This window comes from Pseudomonas sp. LBUM1669, from assembly GCF_059695705.1.
On sequence record NZ_CP166784.1, the window covers coordinates 3,352,033 to 3,365,373 of the forward strand.

At 53.4% G+C, this 13,341-nt stretch carries 12 protein-coding genes and 1 pseudogene; 8 read left to right on the forward strand and 5 right to left on the reverse strand.

Going from position 1 to position 13,341, the window contains the following annotated elements; translation table 11 throughout:
* Nucleotides 1-47 precede the first annotated feature (47 nt).
* Nucleotides 48-329 carry a hypothetical protein gene (locus ACA051_RS15635; RefSeq protein ID WP_497302925.1) on the reverse strand — a complete coding sequence of 94 codons (282 nt, stop codon included), beginning with the start codon at nucleotides 327-329 and terminating at the stop codon, nucleotides 48-50.
* Nucleotides 330-720: 391 nt separating this feature from the next.
* On the opposite strand from ACA051_RS15635, the gene ACA051_RS15640 reads away from it, so the two are divergent.
* A complete protein-coding gene (locus ACA051_RS15640; protein WP_497302927.1) occupies nucleotides 721-936 on the forward strand; it encodes a hypothetical protein in 216 nt (71 codons plus the stop codon).
* Nucleotides 937-1,301: 365 nt separating this feature from the next.
* On the opposite strand, the gene ACA051_RS15645 is transcribed toward ACA051_RS15640, so the two are convergent.
* The gene (locus tag ACA051_RS15645) at nucleotides 1,302-1,466 is read right to left on the reverse strand and encodes an antitoxin Xre/MbcA/ParS toxin-binding domain-containing protein (protein WP_497302929.1); all 165 of its coding nucleotides are present in this window, start codon (nucleotides 1,464-1,466) and stop codon (nucleotides 1,302-1,304) included.
* A 2,944-nt stretch (nucleotides 1,467-4,410) separates the two neighbouring features.
* Nucleotides 4,411-5,328: a polyphosphate kinase 2 gene (gene ppk2 / locus ACA051_RS15650; protein WP_497302935.1), complete on the reverse strand. Its 918-nt coding sequence runs from the start codon at nucleotides 5,326-5,328 to the stop codon at nucleotides 4,411-4,413.
* 234 nt (nucleotides 5,329-5,562) lie between these two features.
* Between ppk2 and pstS the strand changes: the two genes are divergently transcribed.
* The 6 genes from pstS to ACA051_RS15680 all read left to right on the forward strand — a co-directional run bounded on the left by pstS (nucleotide 5,563) and on the right by ACA051_RS15680 (nucleotide 10,793).
* Nucleotides 5,563-6,594 (forward strand): phosphate ABC transporter substrate-binding protein PstS, encoded by a 1,032-nt coding sequence (pstS, locus tag ACA051_RS15655; RefSeq protein WP_497302937.1) that lies wholly within the window; start codon nucleotides 5,563-5,565, stop codon nucleotides 6,592-6,594.
* A gap of 72 nt (nucleotides 6,595-6,666) precedes the next feature.
* On the forward strand, nucleotides 6,667-7,632 hold the full coding sequence (gene pstC, locus ACA051_RS15660; protein ID WP_497302938.1) for a phosphate ABC transporter permease subunit PstC: 966 nt from the start codon (nucleotides 6,667-6,669) through the stop codon (nucleotides 7,630-7,632).
* A complete protein-coding gene (gene pstA, locus ACA051_RS15665) occupies nucleotides 7,632-8,525 on the forward strand; it encodes a phosphate ABC transporter permease PstA (RefSeq protein ID WP_497302940.1) in 894 nt (297 codons plus the stop codon). Before pstC ends, pstA begins: the two co-directional genes overlap by 1 nt.
* Before the next feature lie 74 nt (nucleotides 8,526-8,599).
* Entirely contained in the window at nucleotides 8,600-9,361 is a 762-nt protein-coding gene (gene pstB, locus ACA051_RS15670; RefSeq protein ID WP_218232072.1) for a phosphate ABC transporter ATP-binding protein PstB, read from the forward strand.
* 98 nt (nucleotides 9,362-9,459) lie between these two features.
* Complete coding sequence (locus ACA051_RS15675) at nucleotides 9,460-10,158, forward strand: hypothetical protein (RefSeq protein ID WP_497302942.1); 699 nt, start codon at nucleotides 9,460-9,462, stop codon at nucleotides 10,156-10,158.
* Nucleotides 10,158-10,793 (forward strand): hypothetical protein, encoded by a 636-nt coding sequence (locus ACA051_RS15680; protein ID WP_407011561.1) that lies wholly within the window; start codon nucleotides 10,158-10,160, stop codon nucleotides 10,791-10,793. The genes ACA051_RS15675 and ACA051_RS15680 overlap by 1 nt, the downstream gene beginning before the upstream one ends.
* A gap of 11 nt (nucleotides 10,794-10,804) precedes the next feature.
* On the opposite strand, the gene ACA051_RS15685 is transcribed toward ACA051_RS15680, so the two are convergent.
* A complete protein-coding gene (locus ACA051_RS15685; RefSeq protein ID WP_497370755.1) occupies nucleotides 10,805-11,218 on the reverse strand; it encodes an arsenate reductase ArsC in 414 nt (137 codons plus the stop codon).
* Nucleotides 11,219-11,342: 124 nt separating this feature from the next.
* A pseudogene (locus tag ACA051_RS15690) lies at nucleotides 11,343-12,124 on the reverse strand (ParA family protein).
* 158 nt (nucleotides 12,125-12,282) lie between these two features.
* Between ACA051_RS15690 and ACA051_RS15695 the strand changes: the two are divergent.
* A complete protein-coding gene (locus ACA051_RS15695; RefSeq protein WP_497370757.1) occupies nucleotides 12,283-13,065 on the forward strand; it encodes a CHAD domain-containing protein in 783 nt (260 codons plus the stop codon).
* Nucleotides 13,066-13,341 lie beyond the last annotated feature (276 nt).

A 13,341-nucleotide genomic window follows, 5' to 3' on the forward strand; every position in this document is an offset into this window, starting at 1 on the left:
TATGAGCCGGCAAGCCGTTCCCGCCTGTAGATTTTTCAGTGGCACGTTTACAGATCCGGATAATCATCAAGCTTAAGGCTAGGAGCGCCTCCGTCCTCCGGTTCGCGCTTAGGCGTATATATCACTCCAGCTTCGGCGTCCGCACGCATCTGTTCAATCTCCTTCTGAAATGCTTCGTCCTGAACCGTTGGTTTGCTGATGTATGGCTTTCGATCAGGTACAGGCTTGGCAGCATAAGTGGTGACTGCGTCTGGATCGTGCTGCAGTTTTTCTTGGACTTGCGATTCCAGCATCGCACGGAGGGCGTCTTTGTCAGGACGGGTGAGCAATTTGTTACTCCTAGTTGGCGGTCAGTGATTGGCTCATTGGATGGTGAAAGACGGGAGTCCAAGCCCTAACTGTAACCGCCTGCGGTAAATGACTTTATAAAGTTTGAAAATAGCAAAAACAGGACGCATGCCTCAGTCTTTGTCGGTGCCGGCCTCGGTTTGCCAAGTCGGCCCACGATAGACTGAGGGTTGTGCCGCGTGGCCGATTGCGTCGCAGTTCAACGACGTGTACTGCATCATGAACGTATAGGGTAATTGACACCTCATGGGGCACCCTCCAGCTAGCCTAAAATCAGCCCGAGCCGGTAATTAAAACCAGTTCGTACGACTGAAACACTGACGAAACATTCCGGCCATATGATTCGCCCACCGAAATCTAGGAGGGTTGGAGATGAATCGGCCATCAAGAAGCATGCGCAAATTGCTCGACTCCGTAGCCACCAATAATGAGGTTGCGGCGCTTGATGTGATGCGTGCTGCTGAGCAGCTCGAAGATGAGGTGCTGCGCCAACGATTGTTCAATCTGATTCATCGGCTCAACCAAGACGCCAATGAATTGCGAATGGCGAGGGACGATATCCAAGGTGGTGCCATAAAGCTCGCGTGATCGGTCTCGTAGGATTTCTGTGTTCGCTCCTTCGGGCCAACGCGGCCCGGCTAAAACCTTGTTTTCTGGCGCAGCAGAAAACCGGCATGCGGCAATCCCACGCGGGAGTTGTAGTATCTCAGCCATGTCGCAGAGGTGTTAAATCTTCAGTGGCCAGACAGAAACTGTCATCGACCCTATGCGGAGATCAAGTCCTCTTAACCGGAGCTTTTTTTGCTTGAGCTAGAGGACGAATTGGTAGCGGGTCATTGCAAGGTTTTGGGCACTGGTAAGCTGGCTTCTTTTAGACCGTGATCACCAGCATGACAACGCAATGGAAGCCATCTTGGTTAGGACGACTCCTCACACGCTCTAAGCCGTGGCAGCTATTGGACAACTCGCTCCAGTCCCGTCCGGCATACGATGAGATCACGTGGTCGACCACTCAGACCAAGATTCTCGCTGCTTAGCCAGATCTTTGCATTTTGCTCGTTTCCTACGAGCGCGAGCAATGACTGATGCAACTCAACCAAAAGCAAGGCCCGCCCCACGCCTCGGTGCTAGGTTCAAGCAGTTATTGTGCTTGGCGTAGAAGCCGCACCGTGGAAACCTGCTCGTCCAAGACAGCTGATAGCTCAGTATCATCAAGCGACAGCCATTCGCCAGCCCGGAAAAATGCTTTGCCAAGTACAGCGTTATCCGCGTTCGATGTGACTGATTTCATGCTCCACCATTTGGTCTGTGATGACCGAATTTATCAATCCATCTCCAGCGACCAGTAAGGCAGCCGCTGATCTGCGACTAAATTGATCCGTCAATGTTCTGAATGGAACATTCTGAATTACTCCGTACGTGAACAGCTCCAGTAGCCATGCAATCAATGGTCTGTAAAGTGATTTCGTGCTTTGTAACACTGCTTACGTTGCAGCGCACAAAGCTACGTTACAGAACCCAGAAGTCGAGGGGCGGGCAGGCAAGCATAGCGCGCAGGCGTGCGGATGGAAGCCCGCTAGGGCCAAGACCAGCGCCTTGCGCGTAGGCTTGGTTTACGACAGCCATCCCCGACCAGAGGCACGCCCAAAACCATGGCCTCTCACCAGCCCGCATAATGAGTAACCAAGTGGCCCCAAGGGGAGGGTAGTGCTACACGCTGAATTCTGTTTTTGCTTCTTTGGGGTTTGTGGGCTTAAAGCGGAGTTAGGCTTGTTGGAGCGGCTTTTCTCGGCACACGGTCAGTGGCAATTGTTGTGTAATTCATGCTTCAGGCTCTGCATTGACCGAATGATATGCGCTGCAACGTAGTCCAGGCAGATCTCAATAAATGAGTGGAAAAGCACGAATGGTTTTTCCATTTAAATCTTTAAATGGAAACGCCCTCTGGAACATCCACTTATTTCGTTGAATACCTGAGAGAGCCCTGTTTTTGTGGGTTTCACGGGTTTTAAGTACGATTAGCACATGGCATTTCCACTTATTGTTTTAATAAACAACGGCGTCATCGAGGGAGGCCACGATCCAGCTACGTGTTGTTGATCATGTCGTTCAGGAGCGGCGGCGAGCAGGCATGCATCAGTGCGTGATTGCAACACGAACGATGGTGGATATGGCGCTGGCCCGGTATTACGGGGCTTTGAGGAAGTTGCAGCGGCTTTGAGAGGCTTCGGTTTAGGGGCTGGTGTGCAAGCGGACGCTGAGTTTCAGCAGGTCTACGGAAAGACCTTGGCAGCGCTCTGTTGGCATGGAATGTCCACTTGTTTCGTCTCAGGAAACGGAGGGTGGGAATGTCCACTCATTTCCTCAAAAATCGCTGGAACCCCTGTCTTTCGTGGGTTTCAGGGCAGCCATGGATTCGCACCTTCGGATCTCAGTCCATTAATTTCTCCTTGGGCTAGGGAGCTATTACATTTGAGCTTAATTAATAAATATTGTTGTTAATCAGTAGTTTACGAATTTTTACCTAACAGATTTTTCCACTGATTTCGTTAAAAAAACCTGTCGCATTGGCATGCTGAATGCGCTCAAGCCCTCGGGAATCAAGGGTTTGAGGGGAATAGCAAGGGGCTTTCCACTTAAACCGCGATTGGCGCACCATCGCGAGGTCGCTTGAAAGAACCCTTGGTAGAAGTTCCATACCGACACACTATTTAACATAATATACATTATGCGAAGCGTACTATACAGGTCTGGGGGGCTCTTGGTCAGATTTGAAGGCAGACTGTGGGCGTCGTTGAAAAACTGTAATCGGCATACTTGAACGCTATAAACCCATAAAAATCAGGCGGTTAATCTTCCCTTTGAGCAGTCTACTCACGTGCTCTCTTGAGTGTGGCGACATCAGGCCCTTCGCGCACATGCTGATGTTGCCCAGCTGCAACAGGTTGAGCTACATACTCTTTTTCGTAGATCATGATTTAAATAGAATTTAAAATCTGCCACATTGAAAAAGTAGAGCGAGAAAAAAAACACTTAAATGCTAGAACTCGAATTGCGTTGGTCCATCGGCTTATCATCAAGCCTCATGATCAGGCTGATTCATGAGTAAACTGGTCTGTCCAAAAATGCTTTGCTGTGTGAAATCTGCGGCGCTCAGCTTGGGGCTCAGACACACATTTCTCTAGGGACTGCTCGAAAACGGTAGCCCATGCTGCGTATTACGCTTTGGCTTCAGGACTATTGCTCCATCTAGCACCTCGATGGTCAATTCGTCCCTCAAACTTAAGCCTAATGTAGCAAGCAGTTCCGGTGGTAAATCGACAATGACGTCGCCAGTTCCATCTGCGGTATCTTGACATTTGACAGTCCAACGCTTGGGCTCGCTCATAGTCGGTTGACTCTTATCCACCATCAGAGAAACCTCATTATGCTCGTTCGGTGTACTGGGCGGATGGATATTTTGAACAGCACCGAACACTCTGCGACTAGTGTCTGTCATGGCAACACGCTTTATTTCCTAATTAGTACACATGCATACGATATGACAAACCCCTATAACTCAACTAAATGACTGTTTAGTTCAGTTATAACTGCTGTGGCGTCGAAGACGCTACTGCAGAAGCTTCGCTGCTCTGAGCGGCTGAATCGTCTGTTCAGTCCAAACCGGTCTGGAATCCTCGACTGACGATCCCAACGAGATGGCCGCTTGCTGCGATGCTGGGATTTGTTCCTGGTGAACGATCGGCGCCGGCTCCTTCTGCGTCATCGTTTTCATCCGCCAATACGCATAAGCACTGCCACTGATAACGACCAACACCTCCGCAGCCAGCATCATCAAGGTTTTATAGGGCGGCCGAGCTTTATGCGTGTCCAAAACCGTCGACGTATACCGCTTGAAAACCTCAGGGTTACAGGGGGACGCCACGTTCGCTTCTGACTTATAAATGCCGGGGCACTGTGCCCCGACTTCACCGCAATTAGAAGGCTTGCGAGGCGGTCGTTCAGGCTATCCGGCTTCGAATGCTGCTCTCCAATCGAAGGGCGCCCCGCTCCAGCCTCTCTTTAATAGACTTGAGGAACGATGAGTTCCGGTGGCGTCGGACTGCGGGAGTAATCCTCCTGTCTTACGCGTTGCGGTAGTTCGATCACCGGTAGCTCTACTTCTTCATAGGGCATCTGCCCGAGCAGGTGGTGGATGCAGTTAAGTCTTGCTTTCTTCTTATCATCGGCTTGCACCACCCACCATGGCGCTTCGGCGATGTGGGTGCGTTCCAGCATCACTTCCTTGGCCTTGGTATAGGCTTCCCAGCGCCGACGGGACTCCAGATCCATGGGGCTGAGTTTCCACTGTTTGAGCGGGTCGTGAATGCGACTGAGAAAGCGCAGGTGCTGTTCCTGGTCGGAAATGGAGAACCAATATTTGATTAGCTGAATGCCGGAGCGTGCAAGCATTCTTTCGAATTCTGGCACGGTGCGGAAGAACTCTTCGTACTGATCGGCGTTGCAAAAACCCATCACCTGTTCGACGCCTGCGCGATTGTACCAACTACGGTCGAAGAGCACGATCTCACCCGCTGCCGGCAGGTGTGAGACGTAGCGCTGGAAGTACCACTGAGTACGTTCGCGGTCATTGGGTGCAGGCAACGCGGCAACCCGACACACGCGAGGATTGAGCCGTTGGGTAATGCGTTTGATGACACCACCTTTGCCCGCGGCATCACGACCTTCGAACAGAATGACTACTTTGTGGCCTGTCTTTACCACCCAGCTTTGCAGCTTCACCAATTCGCCTTGCAGGCGGAATAGTTCGCTGAAATAAACTCTTCGAGCTTCCTTCTCACTTCCTTCCTCTACCTGCTCATCGAACAGAGCATTCAGGTCAGTGCCGTCTTCGGATAATTCCAGTTCCAGCTCTTCGTCACTGTGATCAAGCAGCTCACGGTGGATGCGCTGTATCAGGGTGTCTTCGGTTGATAGCATGGGAGCAACTCGCGTCGGGAAGGGCCTGAGTCAGTGTTAGTCGTACTTTGTTACGAAGTAATTACAAAAACTTTTGCTTCAAAGCAGGCTCGTATCAACGGCGGCTACGGGTGCAAGGCGATATCGAGCTGGCAGACAATTCAGTCAGCGGGATCTTGTGCCATCCGACTTTCATAAAAGCGTAACAAGATTGTTGCAGAGTTCCGGAGCCCCCTATCACAAGGAGTTCCTTCGATGAAAAATTTGATGAAGTCTGCTGCGCTCGCCATTACGGTTTCTCTTTGTGCAACCTCAGTGTCTTTCGCTGCAGAAAGCGTTCGCCTCACAGGTTCCGGCGCCAGTTTTCCGGCTCCGATTTACCTCACTTGGTTCAAGGATTTCAGCAAGAAAACCGCTGGCGTCACCGTGGATTATCAATCCAAGGGCAGCGGTGCAGGTGTGCAGGACTTTCTGAACAAAACCGTTGATTTCGCCGCCAGCGACTCGGCGATGAAAGACGAGGACATCGCCAAGGTTGCCGAAGGGGCGCAGTTGTTGCCGATGACCGCGGGTGAAATCGTCCTGGCCTATAACCTGCCGGGCAGTCCTAAAGCGCTGAAATTGCCACGCGACGTTTACTCCAACATCTTCCTGGGCAAGATCACCCAATGGAACGACCCGCAGATCGTCGCGGCCAATCCGGAGCTGAAATTGCCTGCTACGCCGATCACCGTTGTCGTGCGTGCAGACTCCAGCGGTACTACCGCGGTATTCACCAAGCACTTGGCGGCTATCAATCCGGAATTCAAGCAGGCGCTGGGTGAAGGCAACACCGTCAACTGGCCGGCCAGCGACAAATTCATCAAATCGCCCAAGAATGATGGTGTGACGGCCACCGTACGCCAGACCCCAGGTGCGATTGGCTACATCGAATACGGCTTCGCCAAGCTGGCCAAGGTCGACTTTGCCCAGTTGCAGAACAAGGCCGGCAATTACGTTGTGCCGAACGCGGAAAGCGGTGCCGAAGCTCTGGCTGCGGTGAAGATGCCTGAAAGCCTGGTGGCCTGGCTGCCTGATCCGGATGGTGCCAAGTCCTACCCGATCACTTCCTACACCTGGATGATCTTCCGCAAGCAAAACGAGAACCCGGCCAAGGCCAAAGCCATGCGTGAAATGGTCGAGTACAGCCTGACTGAGGGTCAGAAGATTGCCGATTCCATGGGCTACATCCCCCTGCCGCAATCGGTCGTCGATCAGGTTCGCAAAGCTTCCGCCAACATCCAGTGACGCTCGCGAGGCCTCTCTCGGCGTGTGCTTTCTAGCCTCGCCGGAGAGTTCTCCCCTACGCCGGAATAGCCCATGAACAAGCCATTTGTCGTACCGGTTAACCCGGACTCTGCCTGCCGCCCACCGTCTGCAAAGGATTTCCTGGTTGATCGCACCTTCCGCGCGCTTGCGCGCATAGGTGTGGTTCTCGTTCTGGCGCTGGTCTTTGCCTTGGTGTTCGAGGTAGGACGCAAGGCCGTTCCAGGCATGGAGAAACACGGTCTGGACGTCCTTTTGGGGACCGTGTGGGACGTGAACCAGGGCAAGTACGGCATTCTGCCGGCCATCTGGGGCACGCTCTACAGCGCCTTCATCGCATTGGTGATCGCGGGCTTTTTCGGCGTCAGCATGGCGATTTTCCTGACCCAGGATTTCCTGCCCGCGAAACTTGCGGCCGTTTTTCGCACCATTGTTGAATTGCTCGCGGCCATTCCCAGCGTCGTTTACGGACTGTGGGGAATCTACGTGGTGATCCCGGCCATTCGACCTCTCACGGATTGGCTGAACAGCGAGCTTGGCTGGATACCCTTTTTTGGTACGACTTTGAGTGGACCAGGACTGCTACCTGCCGCGTTGGTACTTGCCATCATGATTCTGCCGACCATTGCCGCCGTTTCGCAGGATGCCCTCACGGGCGTTCCGATGAAAACCAAACAGGCGGCCTATGGCATGGGGACCACCCATTGGGAAGCGATTCTCAAGGTCATGGTGCCCTCCGCTGCCACCGGCATTTTTGGCTCGCTGGTGCTGGGTCTGGGCCGGGCCTTGGGTGAAACGATGGCTCTCGCCATGTTGGTCGGCAACTCGAACAATATTTCCCTTTCTCTGTTTGCACCCGCCAATACGCTGGCCGCCTTGTTGGCGCTGAATTTCCCCGAGGCAGGACCGACCGAGATCGAGGTGTTGATGTATGCCGCACTGGTCCTGATGTTGATCACCCTGATCGTGAACATCATCGGTTCCATGATCATGGTCTATGCCCAGCGTGGTACTAAATGATGACTGACCTCACGTCCACCTCCAGCGCGCTGCCAAGCTTGCAGCGCAAATTCGAAGGCCGCGCCCTGCGCAGTCTGGTGCTTACCACGCTGGTCTGGGCTGGCGCCCTGCTGGCCAGCGTACCCCTGATTTCCGTGCTTTACATGCTGATCACGCGGGGTGGTGCCCGCCTCAGCCTTGAGGTGTTCACCGAGCTACCTCCGACCGGGTTCGAGACGGGCGGCGGATTCGGCAACGCGATGGCGGGCACCTTTGTCATGGTCGGTATCGCGGCTGCAATCGCGGTGCCGGTCGGCATCATGGCGGCCATCTTTCTGGCTGAACTGGGACCGGACAGCAAGCTTGCCAACGCCGCGCGCTTCGCCGCCAAGATGCTCACCGGTCTGCCATCGATTCTGGCCGGGGTTTTCGCCTACGCCCTGGTGGTGATGACCACCGGTACCTATTCGGCACCGGCGGGCGGCGTGGCACTGGCCGTACTGATGCTGCCTATCGTCGTGCTCACCGCTGAAGAGTCGATGCGGATGGTGCCCAAGATCATGAAGGATGCCGCCTACGGCATGGGCTGCACCCGATCGCAGGTGATCTGGAAAATCGTATTGCCTACCGGCCTGCCGGCGATCCTGACCGGCGTAATGCTGGCGGTGGCCCGTGCAGCTGGCGAAACCGCGCCGTTGTTGTTTACGGCCCTGTTCAGCAACTACTGGATCTACCACGACGGCAACCTGGCGGTGATGAATCCGACCGCGTCGCTGGCCGTACTGATTTACAACTTCTCCGGCATGCCGTTCGACAATCAGCTTGAGCTCGCCTGGGCGGCATCACTGGTGTTGGTGATGATCGTGCTGATCGTGAATATCGTCAGCCGTATTTTCGGCAAGCCAAAGTTTTGAGAATGGGAGCAAATAGTGTGAATGTATTATCTGCGCAAAAAGTCGCTCCGCTTGAGGCCCAGGTACCTGTGGTCATGGACTGCAAGCTGGACAAGATTTTCTACGGCAACTTCATGGCGGTACGTGACAGCCATGTGCCAATCGAAAAAAACAAGATCACCGGATTCATCGGCCCCTCCGGCTGCGGCAAAAGTACGGTGCTGCGCAGCCTCAATCGAATGAATGATCTGGTAAAAGGCTTTCGTTTCGAGGGCCATGTGCATTTCCTCGGGCAAGATGTCTATGGAAAGGGTGTTGATCCCGTGGTTGTGCGCCGCTACATCGGGATGGTGTTTCAACAACCAAACCCTTTCTCCATGAGCATTTTCGATAACGTCGCTTTTGGCCTGCGCCTCAATCGCTACCAGGGCGATCTGGGTGATCGCGTCAAGCACGCCCTGCAGGGCGCGGCGTTGTGGGATGAAGTAAAAGACAAGCTCAAGGTCAGCGGCCTGTCCCTTTCGGGGGGCCAGCAGCAACGGCTGTGTATCGCCCGCGCCATCGCGACCGAGCCGGAAGTCCTGTTGCTGGATGAGCCGTGCTCGGCACTCGACCCGATTGCCACCCGCCGTGTCGAGGAATTGATGGTCGAGTTGAAGAAGGATTACACCATCGCGCTGGTCACCCACAATATGCAGCAGGCGATCCGTGTCGCTGACACGACGGCATTTTTCTCGGTGGATATTTCCCAAGGCACGCGTACCGGCTATCTGGTTGAGATGGGCCCCACGGCCCAGATATTCGACAATCCCCGCGAGCAAATGACGAGCGATTACATCAGCGGCAAATTCAGCTAATCGACAAACGTCCGGTCAAGACCGAAAGCAGCCAATGGCAAACGACATTGGCATGCCTTCGGTCTTTTTACCTCTAACACTTCTAATCAGGATTGCCAATGTCCGCAAAGCGTCGTCTTGACTTGCCAGCAATCGAGCGTGCACTCCGTAAGGTGCAGGGTCGCTTTGCCGAGCTCAGCAGGCACTTCACCGAGCCGCGTGATCCCTTGACTGACGAAGTGCTGCGCAATGTGGTTGATGGCTATGCGCTGATTGACGACTATGTCGCCCGTGGTGTCGATCTGTTCGATCTTCAGCAACTGAACCTGATGCTGGAGATCAATGCCACCGTTCTCTGCGGCCGAGACCCGGCACGTCGTCTGGAGTACGCTCAGCACCTCGCGGCTACCGAAGAACACTTCTTCAACAACGTTGAAGGCGGGATAAAGGACTTGTACAACTGGTACTGTGCGTATCGCAGCGAATCTGTCTGGAAGCGTGCGGCCGGTGTCTATGTACGGATCCTCAGCAAGCCGCAATTGTTCATTGAGGGCAATAACCGCACTGGGTCGCTGATCGTCAGTTACTTGCTCATGCGTGCAGGGCTGCCGCCGTTCGTACTGACACTGGACAACGCCGAGGGTTACTTCAACCCGTCATCCGTCATCCGCAACTCCGCCAAACATGGCGTCAAGGCCTTGTACGAATTGCCCAAGATCAAGAAAAAATATGCAGCCTTCCTGGAAGAACAAGCGCCTGATCCAAAGGAATTTTTTGTGAGCGACAAACCAGTGCCCGTCTATCTGGGGGGCGAATGATGAGCAGGTATCCGATGCTCGACAGATGCCGGGTTTCCAGCGGTCGAGCGTGGCAAGCAATCAAGCGTTCCATTCCGATGGACGCGTTCAGCCGCCAACGCATCCGTATTTCGTTTGATATCGATGACACGTTGGCCTGTCAGGCCCATCACTGCGCTGTCGAGCACAGCAGGCTGCCGGCTTTTGTTCATCGTTGGCTGGGCGAGCCATTGCGTAGGGGAACACGCGATCTGACCCGAGAGTTACGCCGACAGGGATGCAGCATCTGGGTCTACACGTCGTCCGGTCGGACACCGTCTTACATCAGGCGCTGGTTATTACTGCACGGTATCCACGTTGACGGTGTGGTCAACAGTGTTCGGCATAACCATGCCCTGACAGCGCATGGGCTTTCGAACTCCCCTTCGAAGTTTCCACCCGCATTCGATATCGACTTGCATGTCGATGATTCCGAGGGCGTGCAGATTGAAGGCTATGATCACGGTTTTCGCGTCGTGGTCGTGCGTCCGGATGATGAGAACTGGGCTCAGAGCGTTTTAAATGCAGCAGCTGAAGTCCAGGCACAGTTAGCTTGGCAGCAACCGCACAGAAACACGGAGCCTGCGCAACAACGCTCAGAAGCTTTTTCCTCCTGAATATCGAAACATCACGACCTTGTTTTTACTGTGACGAACATTTTGATGCGGTCGTGAATCTCCTGGAGTGCATGACGGAAAGGCTCACGTTTCTCACTGGTCGTCGGGTCTTCAAAACTCCACATGATCACTTCATCGGAAGACGGCATCCGTGAAGCCTCCTCGGAAGACTTATCACACAATGTGATCACATAATGAAACTCTAGCCCTTCAAATTCATCGATCGATTTGCTACGCAAGCCATTAGTCTCTATGCCTATGTGCTCCAGAGACTCCAGGGTTCGAGAATCAACCTCACCGGGTTCAAGGCCAGCACTAAAAGCTTCGAAATTTGATGAGCCGGTGTGGCGAAGCAGCGCTTCGGCCAGCAAGGAACGGACATCGTTTTTAGCGCAGACAAACAGCACCCGGAATTTGTCAGCCATACCTTTCGCCCCGCTCATACAGTGAACTGAAAATCAACAATGCTGAGTTAAGCAGTCTTTTTGATCGCCCAATATCAAGTCGATGAAATGCATTATTTCCAAATTTTTCAGTGCCTGTGCCGATTCAGCCTGCCTCCTCCAGCAGGTGCAGGAGATCAACAAACTGGCTTGTTAGCTTGTGATGCCGGTCGAGGTGAATCAAAGGTTGGCAGCGCTCATGTGATTCACGCATCTTCACCGAGCTGCCAAGATACACCGGAAGAATCGGCAGCCCTTCCGCGATGAGTTCCTCGACCAAACTGCGGTGAAAACCAGTGGTGCTGACGTAGTGATTGATGACAATTCCTTCAACGACCAATGATTCATTATGGTCAGCCTGAAGTTCTGCGACCTGTGCCAGCACCTGGTACAACGCATGGCGAGCGAAGCTATCGCAATCAAATGGAATCAAAACAGCGTCCGCTGCGATGAGCGCACTGAACGCATAAAAGTTCATCGCCGGTGGCGTATCGATGTAAATCCGCTCGTAATCCGGGGAAATGTCGTCCAACAGCCGGCGCAGCTTGTTTATCTTGAACTTCGCTTCCAGCTTGGGCTGCAAATCCGCAAATCCGCAAGCTCGCTGCTGGCAGTGATGAGGTGAAGATTGTCGTAGGGTGTCTCAACAATCTTAGCGCGGTTTTTTTTGGCTGCTGGCCCCAGAGACAAGGTTTGCTTGAAAAAGTCCGCAATACCCACCGGAATATCATCCCCGGTCAGGCCGGTGAGGTAATAAGTGGAGTTGGCCTGGGCGTCCAGATCGACAACGAGTGTCCGGTAGCCTTCCATTGCGCTTGCAGCAGCCAGGTTGCACACAATACTCGACTTTCCTACCCCACCTTTTTGATTGAAAACAACGCGACGCATCAACACCATTCCTGCGGCAAAAGTTTCCAGTCTATCGACTTCCTGCGAACCCACAGCGGCAACTTGATGAATTTTATATTGCAATGCCTGTGCGCAACGGCTGCAACGAACAGTAGCTCTGCTACGCTCTGCGGACCCACTCACAAGCGAGGAAGTTGATGTCTTTTGTCGACGATTTTGTGGTTCAGATCATTGCCTTGGAAGTGTCCCTTTTTCACTCCCGCGCTCGACTGCAAGCCAACAGTGACAGCGAAGCGCTGCATGATTTGAGGATTGCAGTTCGGAAAATACGAAGCCTTTTGCGACCGGTGCGCAACATGCCGCAGGTTATCGAATTGAATCAAGCAGCCTCTGAGGTCGGCAGAGCGACGACTGCCACGAGGGATCTGGAGGTCATCATTGGTGAGCTGCAGAAAATGGGCTATCCGCGCCAGGCGACGAGCCGAAGCGCTACCCTGACAGTGCAGTATCGGAAGATCGTTGCCAGCTCAGTGCTCGACAAACTATTTGCCGAACTGGATCGATGGCCAGAGATGTTCAGGACAGCCGAGAGAGCCGGCGAGCTGGTTGATGTCAAAAGACAAATTGAGAAAGCCCTGAAGAAAAGAGTCGCTCAACTGATCGCCGGACTTCGGGACAAACATTTTGATCGGCACGAGCTGAGGATCATCGTGAAAAACGCAAGGTACCTCTCTGATGCGTTTCCAACACTTTCACCGCTCAAGGCAGAATCCAAGGCTCAATTGAAGTCGGTACAAACGTCGCTCGGCTCGTGGCACGATCATCATCAATGGTGTCTACGGGCCGAGGCGGAGCTTGATTTGCTTGAAATCGCACCCTATTGGAAAGTCGCGTCAGAACAGGCACTGGCTGATGCCGAGCTGAAATTGGCGTCGTTGCTCGATCACTTGGAGAAAGACCTCGCGAAGTCTAAAAACTGATATTTAATCACCTTGAAAGGCCTGATATAGAGCTTCTGATACATTTTGAATCATCAAAAAATGAGTTACGCTCCGCCGCCTCAACAGCAAACGGTTTGCAGATGAAAATCACTAGTGAAACGAATGAGCAAGGAAGCGGTTGCAAAGTTTAGCTTGGCGAAACGGCGGTTTCGTTCCCCAGCCTAGAGGATGCTAAAACCTACATTGCCCAGCTTGAACAGCGGATAGAGGCGGTCTCTCATGCATTTGGCCATGATGATGGAGCGCCGGAAGTTA